17 protein-coding genes are annotated in these 17224 nt (G+C 70.8%); 1 reads left to right on the forward strand and 16 read right to left on the reverse strand.

Annotated elements, in window-relative coordinates; genetic code table 11:
- Positions 1–190: 190 nt before the first annotated feature.
- The 16 genes from OHT76_RS34030 to OHT76_RS34105 form a co-directional block, all read right to left on the reverse strand.
- Complete coding sequence (locus OHT76_RS34030) at positions 191–1648, reverse strand: catalase (RefSeq protein ID WP_328874691.1); 1458 nt, start codon at positions 1646–1648, stop codon at positions 191–193.
- A gap of 203 nt (positions 1649–1851) precedes the next feature.
- The gene (locus OHT76_RS34035) at positions 1852–2769 is read right to left on the reverse strand and encodes a 2-hydroxy-3-oxopropionate reductase (RefSeq protein ID WP_328874692.1); all 918 of its coding nucleotides are present in this window, start codon (positions 2767–2769) and stop codon (positions 1852–1854) included.
- 26 nt (positions 2770–2795) lie between these two features.
- Positions 2796–3617: a TIM barrel protein gene (locus tag OHT76_RS34040; protein ID WP_328874693.1), complete on the reverse strand. Its 822-nt coding sequence runs from the start codon at positions 3615–3617 to the stop codon at positions 2796–2798.
- A 162-nt stretch (positions 3618–3779) separates the two neighbouring features.
- On the reverse strand, positions 3780–4529 hold the full coding sequence (locus OHT76_RS34045; protein WP_328874694.1) for a hypothetical protein: 750 nt from the start codon (positions 4527–4529) through the stop codon (positions 3780–3782).
- Between the two features lie 34 nt (positions 4530–4563).
- A complete protein-coding gene (locus tag OHT76_RS34050) occupies positions 4564–5115 on the reverse strand; it encodes a hypothetical protein (RefSeq protein ID WP_443049866.1) in 552 nt (183 codons plus the stop codon).
- A complete protein-coding gene (locus tag OHT76_RS34055) occupies positions 5088–6362 on the reverse strand; it encodes an MlaD family protein (RefSeq protein ID WP_328874696.1) in 1275 nt (424 codons plus the stop codon). The genes OHT76_RS34050 and OHT76_RS34055 overlap by 28 nt, the downstream gene beginning before the upstream one ends.
- On the reverse strand, positions 6359–7615 hold the full coding sequence (locus OHT76_RS34060) for an MCE family protein (RefSeq protein WP_328874697.1): 1257 nt from the start codon (positions 7613–7615) through the stop codon (positions 6359–6361). The genes OHT76_RS34055 and OHT76_RS34060 overlap by 4 nt, the downstream gene beginning before the upstream one ends.
- The gene (locus OHT76_RS34065; RefSeq protein WP_328874698.1) at positions 7612–8715 is read right to left on the reverse strand and encodes an MCE family protein; all 1104 of its coding nucleotides are present in this window, start codon (positions 8713–8715) and stop codon (positions 7612–7614) included. Before OHT76_RS34065 ends, OHT76_RS34060 begins: the two co-directional genes overlap by 4 nt.
- Complete coding sequence (locus OHT76_RS34070) at positions 8712–9779, reverse strand: MCE family protein (protein WP_443049867.1); 1068 nt, start codon at positions 9777–9779, stop codon at positions 8712–8714. Before OHT76_RS34070 ends, OHT76_RS34065 begins: the two co-directional genes overlap by 4 nt.
- Positions 9776–10813 (reverse strand): MlaD family protein, encoded by a 1038-nt coding sequence (locus tag OHT76_RS34075; RefSeq protein ID WP_328874699.1) that lies wholly within the window; start codon positions 10811–10813, stop codon positions 9776–9778. Before OHT76_RS34075 ends, OHT76_RS34070 begins: the two co-directional genes overlap by 4 nt.
- Positions 10810–12021 (reverse strand): MCE family protein, encoded by a 1212-nt coding sequence (locus tag OHT76_RS34080; RefSeq protein WP_328874700.1) that lies wholly within the window; start codon positions 12019–12021, stop codon positions 10810–10812. Before OHT76_RS34080 ends, OHT76_RS34075 begins: the two co-directional genes overlap by 4 nt.
- Positions 12022–12026: 5 nt before the next feature.
- Positions 12027–12842, reverse strand: a complete 816-nt coding sequence (locus OHT76_RS34085) for an MlaE family ABC transporter permease (protein WP_328874701.1) — start codon at positions 12840–12842, stop codon at positions 12027–12029.
- 3 nt (positions 12843–12845) lie between these two features.
- Positions 12846–13616 (reverse strand): MlaE family ABC transporter permease, encoded by a 771-nt coding sequence (locus OHT76_RS34090; RefSeq protein WP_328874702.1) that lies wholly within the window; start codon positions 13614–13616, stop codon positions 12846–12848.
- Complete coding sequence (locus OHT76_RS34095) at positions 13613–14527, reverse strand: ABC transporter ATP-binding protein (RefSeq protein WP_328874703.1); 915 nt, start codon at positions 14525–14527, stop codon at positions 13613–13615. The genes OHT76_RS34090 and OHT76_RS34095 overlap by 4 nt, the downstream gene beginning before the upstream one ends.
- A gap of 153 nt (positions 14528–14680) precedes the next feature.
- Entirely contained in the window at positions 14681–15709 is a 1029-nt protein-coding gene (locus tag OHT76_RS34100; protein ID WP_328874704.1) for an RNA polymerase sigma factor, read from the reverse strand.
- 54 nt (positions 15710–15763) lie between these two features.
- Positions 15764–16804, reverse strand: coding sequence for a lytic transglycosylase domain-containing protein (locus OHT76_RS34105; RefSeq protein ID WP_328874705.1), 1041 nt, complete (start codon positions 16802–16804; stop codon positions 15764–15766).
- Positions 16805–16929: 125 nt separating this feature from the next.
- On the opposite strand from OHT76_RS34105, the gene OHT76_RS34110 reads away from it, so the two are divergent.
- On the forward strand, positions 16930–17181 hold the full coding sequence (locus OHT76_RS34110; RefSeq protein WP_328874706.1) for a thiamine-binding protein: 252 nt from the start codon (positions 16930–16932) through the stop codon (positions 17179–17181).
- Positions 17182–17224: the final 43 nt, after the last annotated feature.

Below are 17224 nucleotides of genomic sequence, written 5' to 3' on the forward strand. Positions count from 1 at the left end.
GCCTCTACCGGGACCGCGGCGGTCGCGACGGAGCCTGAAACGCCCTTCCCTCAGGTCGAGAAGGGGGTTCGGGTCCTTCACCACCGCACTGGCTCGCACACCGCCGCGGTCCTCACCCTGACCCGCGCCCGAGACTGATCGACCACCCCTCATCCGGGTCGATCAGCGGTCGGACGCGGTCAGGGAGCTCTCAGTCCTCGCGCAGGGCGCGGACCGCCTCCTCCACGCGCTTGCCGTACTCCGGGTCGGCGGCGTGGAAGTGGGCCAGGTTCTTCTCGATCACGTCGTCACGGGAGACCTGGGAGAGGCCACCGGCGATGTTCGCGATCAGCCGGGACTTCTCCTCGGCGGACATCAGCCGGTACAGCTCGCCGGCCTGGAAGAAGTCGTCGTCCTTGGTGTGCTGCGGGGCCTCGTGGGTGCCGGTGTACCCGGTCACCGCGAGCGGGGCGGACAGCGGGCGGCCGGTCTCCGCCGGGCCGTCGTAGGAGTTCGGCTCGTAGTTCTTGGCGTACCGGCCCTGCGAGTTGGACGCCATGATGCCGTCGCGGCCGTAGTTCTGCGCGGTCGTCGCCCTGGGCGCGTTCACCGCGAGCTGGGTGTGGTTGACGCCCAGGCGGTAGCGGTGCGCGTCCGCGTAGGCGAACAGCCGGCCCTGGAGCATCTTGTCGGGGGAGGGGCCGATGCCCGGAACGAAGTTGTTCGGGGAGAACGCGGCCTGCTCGACCTCGGCGAAGACGTTGTCGGGGTTGCGGTCCAGGACCAGGCGGCCCACGCGCTGCAGCGGGTAGTCCTTGTGCGGCCACACCTTGGTGAGGTCGAACGGGTTGAAGCGGTAGTCGGCCGCGTCCGCCGCCGGCATGATCTGCACGTGCAGGGTCCAGGACGGGTTGACGCCCCGCTCGATGGCCTGGAGCAGGTCCGTCTGGTGCGAGCCCGGGTCCTTGCCCGCCTGCTCCGCGGCCTGCTCGGAGGACAGGCAGCGGATGCCCTGGTTCGTCTTGAAGTGGTACTTGACGAAGAAGGCCTCGCCCTCGGCGTTCGTCCACTGGTAGGTGTGCGAGCCGTAGCCGTTCATATGGCGGTACGACGCCGGGATGCCGCGGTCGCCCATCAGCCAGGTCACCTGGTGGGTGGCCTCGGGGGCGTGCGCCCAGAAGTCCCAGACGTTGTCCGGCTCCTGCTTCCCGGTGAACGGGTCGCGCTTCTGCGAGTGGATGAAGTCCGGGAACTTGATCGGGTCCTTGATGAAGAACACCGGGGTGTTGTTCCCGACGAGGTCGTAATTGCCCTCTTCCGTATAGAACTTGAGCGCGAAACCTCGCGGGTCACGGACCGCGTCCGCGCCGCCGAGGCTGTCGGCCACGGTCGAGAAGCGCAGGAACACCTCGGTGCGCTTGCCGACGGTGTTCAGGAAGTCGGCGTGGGTGAAGCCGGTGACGTCGTCGGTCACCTCGAAGTAGCCGTAGGCGCCGCTGCCACGGGCGTGCACCACGCGCTCCGGGATGCGCTCACGGTTGAACCGGGCGAGCTTCTCCAGGAGGTGCTGGTCCTGGAGGAGGAGCGGACCGCCGACGCCGGCGGAGGCGGAGTTCTGGTTGTCGGCGACCGGGGCGCCGGACTCGGTGGTGAGCACGCGCTTCGACATCGTGGACCTTCCGTGCGGGTGTCAGCGGAAAACTGTTTCCGCTTTGTGGAGCCTAGGAGGGGGCGAACTGGGCGTCAACAGTTTGTTGAAGATACTCAACGTCTTGTTGCAGTGTCTTGTTGCAGTGGATTCCGGGCGGCGCCGCCGCTTGGGCGCGACAGGACAGGTGTCAGCGGCGGCGCCGCCCGGAGGTCTGGGGGTCGTCAGACCTGCGCGCCGGAGAGGCGCTCGACCGCGCGCAGCAGCGCGGAGTGGTCCAGGCCGCCGTCACCCTGTGCACGCAGGGACGCGACGAGCTGGGCGACCACGGCACCGACGGGCAGGGCCGCGCCGACATTGCGGGCGGCGTCGGTGACGATGCCCATGTCCTTGTGGTGCAGATCGATACGGAAGCCCGGCTTGAAGTCGCGCTGCAGGAAGTTGTCCTTCTTGCGCGTCAGCACGGTGGAGCCCGCGAGGCCGCCGTTGAGGACGTCCAGCGCCGCCGTCAGGTCCACACCCGACTTCTCCAGGAAGACCACGGCCTCGGCGCACGCCTGGATGTTCACGGCGACGATCAGCTGGTTGGCGGCCTTCACGGTCTGGCCCGAGCCGTGCGGACCGCACAGCACGATGGTCTTGCCGAGGGCCTCGAGCACCGGCTTGGCCTCGTCGAAGTCGGCCTGCTCACCACCGACCATGATCGACAGTACGGCCTCGATGGCACCGGCCTCACCACCGGACACCGGGGCGTCCAGCACCCGGATGCCCTTGGCCCGGGCGGCCTTCGCCAGGTCGACGGAGGTCTGCGGGGTGATCGAGGACATGTCGATCAGCAGGGCGCCGGACCTGGCGTTCTCCAGGATGCCGTCGGGGCCGTAGGAGATGGCCTCGACCTGAGGGGAGGCGGGCACCATCGTGATGACGATGTCGGCGTCCTTGACGGCCTCGGCGATCGAACCGGCGGCCGCGCCGCCCGCCTTGGTCAGCCGGTCCAGCTTGTCCTGCTCCAGCGTGAACCCGGTGACGTCGTAACCGGCCTTGATCAGGTTCTCGGACATGGGGGAGCCCATGATGCCGAGGCCGATCCAGGCAATCGCCGGGCGGGTCGGGTGGGAAGAATCAGCAAGTGCGGTGGTCATGATGGGGTGCCTTTCGGTCAAGGGGGTCAGCGGGACAGCCAGTCGAAGGCCTCGGCGCTCGGGCGGTCGCCCGGCTTGTACTCGAGGCCGACCCAGCCGTCGTAACCCGCCTTCTTCAGCTGGTCGAGGAGGTCTTCGAGGGGCAGCGAGCCCGTACCCGGGGCGCCGCGGCCGGGGTTGTCGGCGATCTGCACGTGGCCGGTCTTGGCGGCGTACTGCTCGATCACCGCCGGCAGGTCCTCGCCGTTCATCGACAGGTGGTAGAGGTCCATGAGGAACTTCGCGTTGCCGAGGCCGGTCGCGTCGTTGACCTTGTCGACGATGCCGACCGCGGAAGGCGCCGACACCAGCGGGTACATCGGCGACTCGGGCTGGTTCAGCGCCTCGATCAGCAGGATCGCGCCGATCCGGTCGGCGGCCCGGGCCGCGAGGACGAGGTTCTCCAGCGCCAGCGCGTCCTGCTCGGCCGGGTCCACGCCCTCGACGCGGTTGCCGTACAGGGCGTTGAGCGCCTTGCAGCCCAGCGACTGGGCGAAGTCGGCGGCCACGTCGATGTTGGCGCGGAACTTCTCCGACTCCTCGCCCGGGATCGACAGGGCGCCGCGGTCCGGGCCTGGGAGCTGTCCCGCGTAGAAGTTCAGGCCCGTGAGCTGGACGCCCGCGTCCTCGATCGCCTTCTTCAGGGCGTCGAGCTCGGACCGCTCGGGGGTGGGGGAGTCGATCCAGGGCCACCACAGCTCGACCGCCGTGAAGCCGGCCGCGGCGGCTGCCGCGGGGCGCTCCAGGAGCGGGAGTTCCGTGAAGAGGATCGACAGGTTGACGTTGAAGCGCTGCTCTGCGAATCCCATCGGATCGGCGCTCCCTTCCGTTCGATCGATCGAGATTCCGTATTACGGAAGTTCGTTTCTGCTTAATGGAAGATTGCCTGCGAGCTGCGGCGGCTGTCAAGACCGACCGACGAAAAAGCGCCCCCGCGCGGGGGACGCGGGGGCGCTCGGGGGAGGGGCGGCTCAGAGGGCGTCGACGGCGCTCACCTTCCAGCCCTCGGACGTGCGGGTCATCGTCATCCGCACCCGGTTGAGATCCACCCGGGCACCGGTGACCCGGGTGCTCCGGGTCACCTGGTTGACGAAGAGCAGGACCACAGCCTCGTCCGCCGAGGCCGACACGACGGAGGCAGCGGGCGTGCCGCCTCCGGCCGGCTCCGCGACCGTCGCCTTCACCACCCCCTCGTACTTCCGCGCCGTCGGCCCGACCACGGCCCGCGTGGTCCTGCCGTACTCGTCGCGGAACGTCCCGGTGAGGTGGGCGCGCGCCGCGGCGAAGTCCCGGTCGAGGTGCCGGTGGTCGTACGAGAGCACGACGGGCGCCGCCTTCCGCGCCGCCGCGAGCGCCTGCGCGCGTGCCTGCTCGGCCCCCACACGGTCCCGGTAGTCCATGCCGAGCACGGCGACGGCGACCAGTCCCGCCACCACCAGCACGCACAGGACCGCGGTGAGCAGCCCTCTGCGGGAGCCGCGTACGGACGCCGCCGGGGCGTCCTCCTCGAAGTCCTCCGGCGCCGGCTCCGGCGGATCGTCCCAGCCCTCCGGGGGCTCGATGACCACGGTGCGTCCGGCGAGCGGCCTCGCCTCGGCCACGGCGGCCGCCGGGTCCCGCTCCGCGCGTTCCGCGCGCTTGGCCGCGGCGCGGGCCGCCGCCGTCATCGTGCGCCGGGCCGGGGAACCGGAGCCGACGGCCCGGGTGGTGGTCTTCGCCACGGTATTGCTCCTCACTGGGCGATACGGCAGGGGATCAGCCGACGAACTCGACATCGGAGGTCAGCCAGCGGCCGCCCTCGTGGACGAGGTCGAGCTGCAGCCGATAGGTGCGTGCCTCCCCCTGGGGCACGGCTGTGTTGGTCACCTTGCTGTCGGCGACCACGAGCACGCGGGCCGAGCGCTCGTCGGAGCGGACGATGCCCGCCTCGAGGACCTGGCCCTCGGACACCGATCTGTTCCGGTCCACGAGATCGGTCAGCTGCTCGGTCTGTGCGGCGAACTCCTTCTTGAAGTCGCCGGTGGCGCCCTTGAGCACGTTGGCGCTGTCGCGGTCGTAGCGCCGGTAGTCGAGCGAGGTGAAGTTCAGCGCCGACTGCCGGGCCGCCGCCTGGATGTCCTGCCGGCGCTGGTCCGCCTCACGCTGGTCGTGCAGCCGGCTGCTCAGCCAGAGCGCCGACGCGGTGCACAGGACGGTCGCCACGACGAGCCCCACCGACAGGGCCCGGTAGCTCGGGGCTCGGGCGATCAGGCCCCGGGTCGCCCGGACCACGAGCCCGTTCATGCCATCGGTCCGACGAGCAGCCATTGCCACGACTCCTTTCCGAAGACGGTCTGCTGGCCGCCCGTCGAGCCGATCTCGACGGGCGTTCCGTCCGGGCCGGCGAGCGCGCCGGTCTCCGGGTCGTACGGCGTGACGTACGCCGCCTGGTCGGCCCCGCCGCCGAAGGACGCGCCGGGGGCGTTCTGCGCGCCGCGCACCGAGGTGCCACTGCCCCGGGGGGCGGTGCAGCGCGCGTCGGTGTTCGCCTCGCGGGTGCTGGTGTCCGCCGGGTCGCGGCGGGCCGTGCCGTAGCCCTGGGTGCAGGGCGGCGGATCGTCGGCGTTCACCACCAGGCCGAAGTGGGTGGTGCCGTCGCCGGGGATCACCGTGTAACTGCCCGAGACCACCACCGGGAAGGTCACCAGGGCCTGCTCCACGCCGGGCAGCCGCGCGAGCGTGACCTGCCCGCCGCTGATCAGGTTGGCCAGCAGCACCGAGAGCCGTGGCTCGACCGACTTCAGCAGCGAGTTGAGCTCGACGGCCGCCGGTCGCGCGTTGCCGATGAGTTTGCGCAGATCCCCGTCGCTCGACTTCAACTCCGCGGTGAGCAGGGCGAGATCGCGTGAGAACGCCTTGATGGACGAGCCCTGGTCGGCCTGCGTCTTCAGCACCCTTCGCGAGTCCTCGATCAGCGAGATCGTCTCGGGCAGCGACTCGGACGCCGACTCGACGAGCGCGTTGCCCGAGTCGACCAGCTTGCTCAGATGCGGTCCGGTGCCGGAGAAGGCCTTGCCGAGCTCGTCGACGGTGACGCGCAGGTCGTCCTTGCCGACCGAGTTCACCAGCCGGTCGAGGCTGAGGACCAGGTCGGTCGTGGGCAGCGGCACACGCGTGCGGTCCCGGGGGATCGTGCTGCCCTGAAGCAGGTACGGCCCGTGGGAGGCGCGCGGCTGGAGATCGACGTACTGCTCGCCCACCGCCGAACGGTTCGCCACCACGGCAAGGGTGTCCGCCGGGATACGCGGCGCCCCGTCCTCGATGTCGAGCGAGACCGACACCCCGCCCGCACCGGTCAGCTTCAGCGCGCCGACCCGTCCCACGGGCACCCCGCGGTAGGTGACCTCGGCGCCGGTGAAGATGCCCCCGGAGTCGGCGAAGTCGGCCCGCACGGTGTATCCGCGGCCGAGGACAGCGTCCACCAGGCCCGTGTACTCGGCGCCGACATAGGACACGCCGACGGCGGTGACGGTGGCGAAGGCGAGCAACTGGGCCTTGACCGTACGTGTGATCACGGCTGTATCCCCTTCAGCATCAGCTCCGCGAGCGCGAGGTCGATCCCCGGCGGCAGGTCCCGGTGGGTGCCGTGGGCGGCGGTGCACACCGGCGGGCACAGCAGGTCGCCGCCCGACGGCGCGGAGGGGGTGGCGGGGGTGTCGGGCGTGTCGGGCAGACCGGGCGTCGGCACGCTCGGCAGGTCGGGGACATCCGGGACGTCGGGAAGATCCGGAAGACCGGGTGAGTCCGGAGTGCCGCCATCGTCCTTCGGCTCCTCCGCCAGGTTGCCGTAGAGGCTCGACAGATCGAGGTCCGCGGTGACGGCGAGATTGACGTAGTCGCCCTTGATGGCGTCGACCGCGTTGCGCGGGAAGGGGTAAGTGGTCAGCAGTTCCAGGGAGTTGGGCAGATCGTCGCCCGCCTTGTTCAGCTGCCGCAGGATCGGCCGCAGTTGCTTCAGGTTGGCGACCGTGTCGTCCCGGGAGGCCTTGACCACCTTCGTGCCCGTCCTGCCCAGCTTCGACAGGGCAGTGAGCATCTTGGTCAGGTCACGCCGCTGGTCCGCGAGGACCTTGAGCGCGGGCGGCATCGTCTCGACGGCCTTGGCGATCGTCTTCTTCTCCTTTCCGAGCCGCCCCGCGAGCCGGTCGACGGCCTTGATCGCGCGGACGATGTCCTCGCGCTGGTCGTCCAGGCCGCCGAGGAAGGTGTCCAGCTCCTTGAGCAGAGACCTGACCCGGCTCTCGCGGCCGTCCAGGGCCTTGTTGAGCTCCACGGTGATCGTCTTGAGCTGGGCCACCCCACCGCCGTTGAGCAGCGCGGACAGGGCGGAGAACACCTCCTCGATCTCCGGGTTACGGCCGCTTCGGCTCAGCGGGATGCGGTCGCCGTCGCGGAGCCGGCCCACGGGATCGGTGCCGGGCGGGGCGGACAGCGCCACGTACTTCTCGCCGAGCATGCTGGTCTGTCTCAGCTCGGCGACCGCGTTGGCGGGCAGCTTCACCGAGTCGGCGACCCGCAGCCGTACGCGCGCGTGCCAGCCGTCCAGCTCCACCTTCTCGACCGCGCCCACGGTCACGTTGTTGACCTTCACGGCCGACTGCGGCACCAGATCGAGGACATCGCGGAACTCGACGGTGACGCGGTACGCGCGGCCGTCCGAGGCCGCTCCTCCCGGCAGCTCGACGTCGTACCAGCCGTTGAACTCGCAGCCGGACAGCAGCAGCGAACCGATGGCCGCCCAGGCGAGCGCACCTGCCTTGCGGATCATGCGCGGCCCTCCAGGATTCCGCCGAGGGTCCGGTCGACCGTGCCGGGCGCGGCGGGCGCGGTCGGTACCTCGGGCAGGGAGTCGAAGAGCCTCTCCAGCTCCGCGCAGTCGGCCCTCTCGCCGGTGGTCTTCAGTACGGAGCACAGCAGCGCGGCCGGATCCTGCGGTGCCTGCGCGTTGTTGCGGGTGTCGAGGGTGCCGGAGGAGGCGTTGTAGGCGTTCTGGAGGTTCGAAAGGCCCGTGGGGGCGACCTCCAACAGCTCCTCCAGGGCGGCGCGTTGGGTGACGAGCACCTTGGTCACCTTGCTGAGGCCCTTCACGTTCGAGGTCAGCGACTTCTTGTTCTTCTTCACGAACGCGGACACATCGCCGAGCGCGGTGCCGAGGTTGCGCAGCGCCGCCGAGAGATCTTCCCGCTCCCCGGCGAGCTGCTCCGCGACCTCGGCGAGGCTCGTGTTGAACGACCGCACGCTCTTGTCGTCCGCCGCCAGGGCCGCCGTGAACACCTGGAGGTTGCGCACGGTGCCGAACAGGTCGCCACGGCCGTCGGACAGTGTGGTGACCGCCTCCGAGAGGTCCTTCACGGTCTGGTGGAGGTTCCCGCCCTGGCCCTCCAGGTTGTCCGCGCTCACCCCGAGCAGCCGCGACAGGGAGCCCTCCTTGTTGGCGCCCTCGGGGCCGAGCGCCTCGGCCGTGGTGTGCAGGCTGTCGAAGATCCGGTCCAGCTCGACCGGCACGGCCGTGCGCGACTCGGGGATGACGGCGCCGTCCCGGAGCACCGGGCCCTCCCGGTAGACGGGCAGCAGTTGCACGTAACGGTCGCTGACCACCGAGGAGTTGATGATCGCGGCCTGCGCGTCGGCCGGTACCTTGCGTCCCTCGTCGTACTCCAGCTCCACCCGCACCCGGCCGCCCTCTGGCGTGATCGTCCTCACCTCGCCGATGCGGACGCCGAGGACGCGGACGTCCGAGCCGGGGTAGATGCCGACCGTGCGCGGGAAGTACGCGGTGACACGCACCTTCTCGGGGCGCGGCCACAGCACGAAGGCCGCCGCGGCGACCAGGGTCAGGGCGAGGAGCAGGGCCAGCCGCCTCTTCATCGGGAGCCTCCCGTCCTGGGCGCCACCGGGGCGGCGACCAGGTTCTGGACGTAGGAGTCGAACCAGCGGCCGTTGCCGAGGGTGTTGGAGAAGACCCGGACGTAGGGGGCGAGCAGCTTGACGCTGCGGTCCAGGCTCGACTGGTTGCGTTCGAGCATCTCGACCACCTGGTTCAGGCCCTTGAGCGCGGGGCCGAGTTCCTTGGCGTTGTCCTCGACCAGGCCGGAGAGTTCGACGCCGAGCGCGGCGGAGGTCTTGAGCAGCTTGTGGATGGCCTTGCGCCGCTTGGTGATCTCCTTGAACAGCTCGTCGCCGTCCTTGACCAGGGCGGTGAAGTCCTCGGTGCGCTCGGCCAGTACGCCGCTCACGCCGTTGGCGTGGTCGAGGAGTTCGCCCAGCGCCTTGTCGCGCGTGGCCACCGTCCGGGAGATCTTCGACAGGCCCTTGATGGACGCCCGTACCTCGGCGGGCGAGTCCTGGAAGGTGGTGGAGATGGTGTCCAGGGCGGTCGCCAGCCGGTCGGTGTCCACCTCCTCCGTGGTGGTCGTCAGATCGCTGAAGGCCTGCACGACGTCGTAGGCGGGGACGGTCCGCGTCAGCGGGATCTCACTGCCGGGCTTCAACTGCCCCGGGCCCTTGGGGTGCAGGGCGAGGTACTTGGCGCCGAGGATCGTCTTGACCCGGATCGAGGCCCCGGTCGCGGTGCCGAACTCCGGCTCGCCCTTGATCTTGAAGGTGACCTTGACGTGGTCGCCGTCCAGGTCGACCTCCTCGACCTTGCCGACCTTGACCCCGGCGATCCGTACCTCGTCGCCGGGCTTGAGACCGCCCGCCTCCGCGAAGGCCGCGCTGTAGGTCTCGCCGTCGCCGATCACCGGAAGGGAGTCGGCGTTGAACGCGGCAACGGCGAGCAGCGCGAGGGTGGTCAGGCCGACGGCGCCGATCACCACCGGATTGCCCTCGCGGAAGGGCGGCAGGTGCGGGAGCCGGACGCGCGGCAGCCTCGGCGGGTCGATACGCACCTTGACCAGCGGCTGGGGCCTTGGTTTCCTTCGCAGGATCATCCCGCGCACCTCGCCCTCGCCACCTGCATCTCGGGAGTGATGACCTCGCGCGTCTTCGGCAGCACGATCCGCCCGTCGAAGTCGCAGAGGTAGAAGTTGAACCACGAGCCGTAGGACGCCGTCCCCGTCAGCTCGTTGAGTTTGTTCGGCAGCCGCTTCAGCACGCCCTCCACGGTCTTCTCGTTGTCATTGAGCGTTCCGGTGAGATCGGTCAGCTCGGCGATGTCGTCCTTCAGCGGCGGACGCGCGTCCCGCACCAGACCTGACGTCGCCTCCGTCAGGTCACCGATGCTGACCAGCGACTCACCGATCGGCTCGCGGTCGGCGGACAGCCCCGAGATCACCCGCCGCAACTGCTTGAGCAGCCCGGAGAAGCGGGCGCCGCGCTTGTCGAGCGTCTTCAGCACGGTGTTGAGGTGGTCGATGACGGAGCCGATCAGCTCGTCCCGGTCGGCCAGCGTCGTGGTGAGCGAAGCGGTGTGCGCGAGCAGGCTGTTGACGGTGCCGCCCTCGCCCTGAAGGGTCTTGATGATCTCGGTGGCGAGCTGGTTGACGTCCTTGGGGCTGAGCGCGGCGAACAGCGGCTTGAAGCCGCCCAGCAGCGCGTTCAGGTCCAGCGCGGGCTGCGTCCGCGACAGCGGGATCGTCGCGCCGGGACGCAGCCGGGTGCCGTCGCCCGCGCCCTCGGTCAGGGCGACGTACCGCTGCCCGACGAGGTTGCGGTAGCGGACGACCGCACCCGTGCCGGTGAGCAGCGGGCGGTCCTCGGTGACCGTGAAGGTGACCTCGGCGCGGGTCCGGTCCGTGATCCGGATGCCCTCGACCTCGCCGACCCGCACGCCGGCGACCCGGATGTCGTCGCCCTCCTCCAGGCCGGTGACATCGCTGAACACGGCGCGGTAGGTGTGCGTGGGGGTGAAGGAGATATTGACGATGGTCGCGGCGAGCAGGGCCGTCGCCAGGATCGTCACCAGCGCGAAGAGGCTGAACTTGATGAGCGGGGCGGCGGTCTGCCGGGCTGCTGTGGTCTTCACGCGACGCTCACCGCCGTCCCGCGGGCCATCGGCCCGAACAGCAGCGTGGCGACCGGCGGCACCTCGTCGGCGGGCACCCCCAGGACGGGGGCCACGAGGGAGCCGACGGCACGCTGTTCGGCGCGGGTGCCGGACACCTCCGACGTACCGTCATCGAGCTTGGTGTGCGGCGCGGGCACGCTCGGGTGCGGCAGGCCGCGGCAGTCCGGCCCCGACCGCTCGCCGTAGTGCGGCTCCTCACCGGGTTCGTACGCCGGCCGCTGCCGTACGACTTCCAGGGTGATCCGCATCCTCCCGCCCCGGAACGCCTCCTCCGAGGCCTTCTCCTGCCGGACCAGGCCTTCGAGGAGGCACGGGTACTCCGGCGAGTAGCGGGCGAAGAGATCGAGAGTCGGACGGGAGACCCGGCCCAGCGTGATCAGCCGGTCGCCGGTCCGGTCGAGGAAGCCGTCCGCCGTGTTCGCGGCGGTCGTGGTCGCGCCGAGCGCGGCGGCGAGCTGGTCCCGCTTCTCCACGAGCGTGCGGCTGGTGGTCACGGTGTTGCGCAGGATCCGCATCAGGTCGGGCGCCGCGTCGCCGTACACCTCGGCGACGTCCGCGAACCGCGCGATGTCCTCCTTCAGGGACGGCAGATGCGGGTTGAGCTTGCGCAAGTAGGCCTCCACGCGCGTGAGGTTGGCGCCGATCCGGTCGCCGCGCCCTTCGAGGGCGGTGGCGAACGCGGACAGCGTGGCGTTGAGCTCGCCGGGTCTGACGGTCCGCAGCAGGGGGAGCAGGTCGTTCATCAGCTGCTGGAGTTCGATGCCGACGTGGGTGCGGTCCTGGGAGATGACGTCTCCGGCGCGGATCGGCCGGGTGGAAGAGCGCGCGGGCACGACGAGATCGACGTACTTCTCGCCGAACAGCGTCTTGGGCAGCAGCCGCGCGTGCACATCGGCGGGGATGGACGACACGTGCTCCGGCTTGAGCGCGATGTCGAGCGTCGCCCTCGTCCCGTCCGCGCGCACCGAGCGCACCTCGCCCACCAGCAGTCCGCGCAGCTTGACGTCGGCCCGCCGGTCGAGCTGGTTGCCCAGACTGTCGGCCTCCAGCGTGATCCGCACGACCGGCGTGAACGCCTGCCGGTAGACGGCGACGGACAGCGACAGCAGCAGGGCCAGTACGGCGATGAAGACGACGCCGTACAACCGCAGCCTCACCACTCTCACCCGGCTCACCCCGCTATCCGTACGGTCGTGTTGGCGCCCCAGATCGCGAGGCTCAGGAAGAAATCGAGGACGTTGATCGCCACGATCGAGGTCCGCACGGCCCGCCCCACCGCGACGCCGACGCCCGCCGGACCGCCGCTCGCGTAGTAGCCGTGGAAGCAGTGCACCAGGATGATCACGACGGCGAAGACCAGCACCTTGCCGAAGGACCAGAGCACGTCGACCGGCGGCAGGTACTGCTGGAAGTAGTGGTCGTAGGTGCCCGCCGACTGCCCGTAGTAGCCGGTGGTGATGGTGCGGGCGGCGAAGTACGAGGACAGCAGCCCCACCACGTACAGCGGGATCACGGCGACGAATCCGGCGATCATCCGCGTCGTCACCAGGAACGGCAGCGAGGGCACGCCCATGACCTCCAGGGCGTCGGTCTCCTCGCTGATCCGCATCGCGCCGAGCTGCGCGGTGAACCCGGCGCCGACCGTCGCTGACAGCGCCAGCCCGGCCACCAGCGGGGCGATCTCCCGGGTGTTGAAGTACGCCGACAGGAACGCCACGAAGTTGGAGGTGCCGAGCTGGTTGAGCGCGGCGTAGCCCTGGAGACCCACTTCGGTGCCGGTGAAGAACGACAGGAAGGCGATCACGCCGACCGTGCCGCCCACGACGGCGAGGGCGCCCCGGCCGAAGCTGACCTCGGCGAGCAGCCGCAGGATCTCCTTCTTGTAGCGGCGCACGGTACGGCCGGTCCAGGCCAGCGAGCGGCCGTAGAAGGCGAGTTGGGCGCCCAGGTCCTCAAGGGACTTCAGAGGGCGGTCGAGAAGTCTCATCGCTCAGCCCCTCTGCGGGACGACCTGGAAGTACACCGCGGTCATCACGAAGTTCGTCACGAACAGCAACATGAAGGTGATCACCACCGACTGGTTCACCGCGTCGCCCACGCCCTTCGGGCCGCCCTTCGCGGTAAGTCCCTTGTACGAGGCGACGATCGCGGCGATCGCGCCGAAGACCAGTGCCTTGACCTCGGCCGCCCACAGGTCCGAGAGCTGCGCGAGGGTGGTGAAGGAAGCCAGGTACGCGCCCGGTGTGCCGTCCTGGAGGACGACGTTGAAGAAGTAGCCGCCCGCCACCCCGACCACCGACACCAGGCCGTTGAGCAGCACCGCCACCAACATCGAGGCCAGCACGCGCGGCACGACCAGACGGTGGATCGGGTCGATGCCCAGCACCTGCATCGCGTCGATCTCCTCGCGGATCTTCCGTGCCCCGAGGTCCGCACAGATCGCCGTGCCACCGGCGCCCGCGATCAGCAGGGCGGTCACGATGGGCGAGGCCTCCCGCAGTACCGCGAGCACGGAGGCCGCACCCGAGAAGGACTGGGCGCCGAGCTGCCGGGTGAGGCTGCCGATCTGGAGGGCGATGACCGCGCCGAAGGGGATGGAGACAAGGGCGGTCGGCAGGATCGTGACGCTGGCGATGAACCAGGCCTGCTGGATGAACTCCCGCACCTGGAAGGGCCGTTTGGGCACGGTCCGCACGACGTCCAGGGCCATCGCGAAGAGGCTGCCGGAGTGGCGCAGCGCGCCGACGGGGTTGATGCTCATGCGTGCGCCACCTCCTCCTCCCGCCGCGCGATGGCCTGCCAGCGTGGCGGCCGGGGGATGCCGGGGCTGGGCAGCAGCCGGGGTGTGAGGTGCTCGGGGTCCGTGCTCTCGCCGATCTCGGCCAGTTCCTGCTCGACCTGGGCGGCGTCCTTCTCCTCCGCCATGCCGATCGGCCCCTGCACCCTGCCGTTCAGGAACTGCCGTACGACCGGCTCGTCGCTGGTCAGGAGTTGGTCCCTGGGCCCGAACATCACCAGTTCGCGGCGGAACAGCAGCCCGATGTTGTCCGGGACCTGGCGGGCGGAGGCGATGTCGTGGGTGACGATGAGGAAGGTCGCGTCGATCTGGGCGTTGAGGTCGACGATGAGCTGGTTGAGATACGCGACGCGCACCGGGTCGAGCCCCGAGTCCGGCTCGTCGAACAGGATGATCTCCGGATCGAGTACCAGCGCCCGCGCCAGTCCGGCCCGTTTGCGCATACCGCCGGAGATCTCCCCGGGCAGCTTCTCCTCGGCACCGATCAGACCGACCATGTCCATCTTTTCGAGGACGATCCGCCGGATCTCGCTCTCCGGCTTACGGGTGTGCTCGCGCAACGGGAAGGCGATGTTGTCGTACAGGTTCATCGAGCCGAACAGCGCGCCGTCCTGGAACAGCACCCCGAACAGCTTCCGCACCTCGTACAGGTCGTGCTCGCGGAGCTCGGTGATGTCCCGGCCCTGGATCGTGATCGAGCCGCGCTCCGGCTTGAGCAGTCCGACGAGCGTCTTGAGGAACACCGACTTGCCCGTGCCCGAGGGGCCGAGCATGACCGAGACCTCCCCGGCGGGCAGCGTCAGCGAGACGTCCTGCCAGATGACCTGGTGACCGAAGGACTTGGTCAGTCCTTCCACACAGATCTCGACACCCATCCGGTCCACCCTTCAGCCCCTGGAGCAGCTCTGACATCTGCTCTACGGGGAGGGGCGGGGCGTCCGTCGCTACGGAAGCGAATTTTTTTGCGGACAGGTGGCGAGGGGGCTACGGCAGGGGCGCCGGCGTGGCCATCGGCGTCCGGCCGGGCCTTACGGCAGAGGGCTCACGGGTGCTGCCGGGGTATCCGGAGTCGTGGCGGTGTCCGGGAGCTCCGGAAGGTCCGGCGCGGTGAGCGGGAGCTTGCTTGTGTCCGGGGCTGTGGGGATGCCGGGCAGCTCGGGGACGTCGGGCACCGTCGGCACCTCGGGCGCAGGCAGCTCCGGCCCGGAGGACAGGGGAACCTCGGGCAACGACGGCACCGACAGCGGCAGCAGCGGACGGTCGGCCGGGGTCCGGGGCGCCGTCGGGGCGGCGGACGTCGAGGCGGCCGGCCGCTCGCGCGCGTCAGGGGAGGCCCCGCGGCCCTCGGTGTCCGGCCGCTGCCACGCCTCCGGGACCGGGGAGACGGAGGTCCGGGGCGCCGTGCCGGGCCCGCCCCCGGCGTCGGCGTACGGCAGGACGAACCCCGCCACCACCAGGGTCGCCGCCGTCGAGGCCAGCGCCACGGCCTGTGCCTGCGACGCCCCGCGCGGCCTGCCCCGGCCCCACAGGAACAGGGCGAGACCGAGCGTGCCGGCCAGCGAGTTGCGCAGCGTCCGGCGGGCCCGGGCCAGCAGCGACTCGACCGTCCGGTAGCTCAGGCCCATCTCCACGGCGACCTGGCTCACATCCAGGTCCTGCGACTTCAGCCGCAGCGCCTCGGCCTGGCGCGCGGGCAGCTCTCCGCTGCGCACCGCCAGCCAGCGGGCCTCCGCCCGGTCGCACACCGCCTCCTCGACCGGCACCGGTCCCGGTGCGACCAGCGTGGGGCTGGTGCGCACCTCGGCCTCGCGGTTGACCTGCCGGTACCGGTCGACACACAGCCGTATCGTCACCGTCGTCAGCCAGGCGGCCAGCCGCTCGTCGTCCAGGTCGGGGCGCTCCGCCGCGCGCAGCATCGCCTCGTGCACGGCGTCCTCGGCGTCCTCCAGGGACATCGACCTGCGGCGAGCCACCTTGAGCAGCTGCTCACGGTGGCTCCACATGCGCTCCCAGCGGTCGTGGGCCGCCTGTATCTCCGCGGGCATGTCCATCGCCATGAGGGCCCCTTCGCGCTCACCCGCCGGTCACGTGCGCCCGGCCGGGGGGCGACATTACCGCCCGGTAGCGGCGGTTGTGGAGGGGGTGGCGAGCATCGACTCGTCATCGTTGCCGGGCAGCACGTCGTCGCCGGGCAGGACGACTCCGGGGTCGGGCAGGGGGAGCGAGGGACCCGGCGACGGCTCGGCGGCCGGGGTGCTGTGCGTCGGCCGCGGGGCGGCCGGGGACGCGGACCGGGACGGGGACGGCGTACGGGATCCGGCGTCCGACGGGCGGGCGCTCGGCGTGGGGGACGGATCGCGCCGCGCCGGCTCGGAGCCCTCGGGTTCCGGACTCGAACCGCCCGCCGCCGAGAGGTCGGGCACGACCCGGTGTCCTGCCAGGAAGTACGCGAACCAGGCCCGGACCGTCCGCAGATACGCCGTCGAGTGGTTGTAGCCGAGGATCGCCGCGTCCAGGTCGCCCGGCACGGACAGATCGCGTCCGCCCGCGCACAGATAGCGTCCGGCGGCGAGCGCGGCGTCGAAGACGTTGTGCGGGTCGGCCCGCGCGTCGCCGTTGCCGTCCGCGCCCCAGACCGCCCAGGTCGACGGGATGAACTGCATCGGGCCCACCGCACGGTCGTACCCGGTGTCCCCGTCGTACGCCCCGCCGTCGCTGTCCCGGATCAGGGCGAAGCGGACGCCGTCAAGACGTGGGCCGAGGATCGGGGTCAGGGTCGTACCGTCCGCGGTCAGTCGTCCGCCGCCCGCCTGACCGGACTCCACCTGGCCGATCGCGGCCAGCAGCTGCCACCGCAGCCGGCAGCCGGGCGTGGAGCGGTGCAGGCGTGCCTCGGCCCGGCGGTAGGCGGCGAACACGCTCGCCGGCAGCGCACCGCCCGCCGGTGACGTCGCCGCCTGCCGCTCCCGGGCGGCTCGCAACGGCGGCAGATCGGTCCGGTACGGGGTGTCCCCGGACACGCTCGACCCCCGCCCGGCGGGTACGGCGGCCCGCGCCTCGCTGACCCCCGGTGCCTGGGACGCGGTCAGCGCCGCCATCGCCGCCGCCGCGACCGCCGTACCCCTGAGCCCTCTGCCCCTGTGTCCCGCCATGTCGTGATCCCCTCCCTGTCGCGCTCTCGTCGTCTGCTCTACGTGGTGGGGAGGCGGGTCCGTCGCGGAGATCCGGTGACCGCGCGGGCTGCCCGGAAATCCGTGCGGCGCGTTAGGTTGAGCGCGTGCGACTGAGAGTGGAATTCACGACCGAGCCCTTCGACCTCGACGAGGCCCCCGCGCACGCGGTTGTCGCCCGCCAGGTCATCGAGGCGGCCGAGCTGGACGCGGTGGACGTCGGCCCGTTCGGCAACACCGCCGAGGGCAGCGCCGACGCCGTCCTCACCGCCGTCGACGCGCTGCTGCGCAAGACCCTGGAGTCCGGCGCCACCCGCGTCTCGCTCCAGGTCAATGTGGTCGGGGAGGGGCAGCGGTGAACGAGGAGCCCTTCATCACGGCCGTGAAGCCGCTGGTCGACGC

The sequence above is a fragment of the Streptomyces sp. NBC_00287 genome (genome assembly GCF_036173105.1).
Classification (GTDB): Bacteria; Actinomycetota; Actinomycetes; order Streptomycetales; family Streptomycetaceae; genus Streptomyces.

What these genes read in the sequence shown, in the direction of transcription:
- OHT76_RS34030 (WP_328874691.1), bottom strand. Translation starts at nt 1,648, where the DNA reads ATGTCGAAGCGCGTGCTCACCACCGAGTCCGGCGCCCCGGTCGCCGAC.
- OHT76_RS34035 (WP_328874692.1), bottom strand. Translation starts at nt 2,769, where the DNA reads ATGACCACCGCACTTGCTGATTCTTCCCACCCGACCCGCCCGGCGATT.
- OHT76_RS34040 (WP_328874693.1), bottom strand. Translation starts at nt 3,617, where the DNA reads ATGGGATTCGCAGAGCAGCGCTTCAACGTCAACCTGTCGATCCTCTTC.
- OHT76_RS34050 (WP_443049866.1), bottom strand. Translation starts at nt 5,115, where the DNA reads ATGGCTGCTCGTCGGACCGATGGCATGAACGGGCTCGTGGTCCGGGCG.
- OHT76_RS34060 (WP_328874697.1), bottom strand. Translation starts at nt 7,615, where the DNA reads ATGATCCGCAAGGCAGGTGCGCTCGCCTGGGCGGCCATCGGTTCGCTG.
- OHT76_RS34065 (WP_328874698.1), bottom strand. Translation starts at nt 8,715, where the DNA reads ATGAAGAGGCGGCTGGCCCTGCTCCTCGCCCTGACCCTGGTCGCCGCG.
- OHT76_RS34070 (WP_443049867.1), bottom strand. Translation starts at nt 9,779, where the DNA reads ATGATCCTGCGAAGGAAACCAAGGCCCCAGCCGCTGGTCAAGGTGCGT.
- OHT76_RS34085 (WP_328874701.1), bottom strand. Translation starts at nt 12,842, where the DNA reads ATGAGACTTCTCGACCGCCCTCTGAAGTCCCTTGAGGACCTGGGCGCC.
- OHT76_RS34090 (WP_328874702.1), bottom strand. Translation starts at nt 13,616, where the DNA reads ATGAGCATCAACCCCGTCGGCGCGCTGCGCCACTCCGGCAGCCTCTTC.
- OHT76_RS34095 (WP_328874703.1), bottom strand. Translation starts at nt 14,527, where the DNA reads ATGGGTGTCGAGATCTGTGTGGAAGGACTGACCAAGTCCTTCGGTCAC.
- OHT76_RS34100 (WP_328874704.1), bottom strand. Translation starts at nt 15,709, where the DNA reads ATGGCGATGGACATGCCCGCGGAGATACAGGCGGCCCACGACCGCTGG.
- OHT76_RS34105 (WP_328874705.1), bottom strand. Translation starts at nt 16,804, where the DNA reads ATGGCGGGACACAGGGGCAGAGGGCTCAGGGGTACGGCGGTCGCGGCG.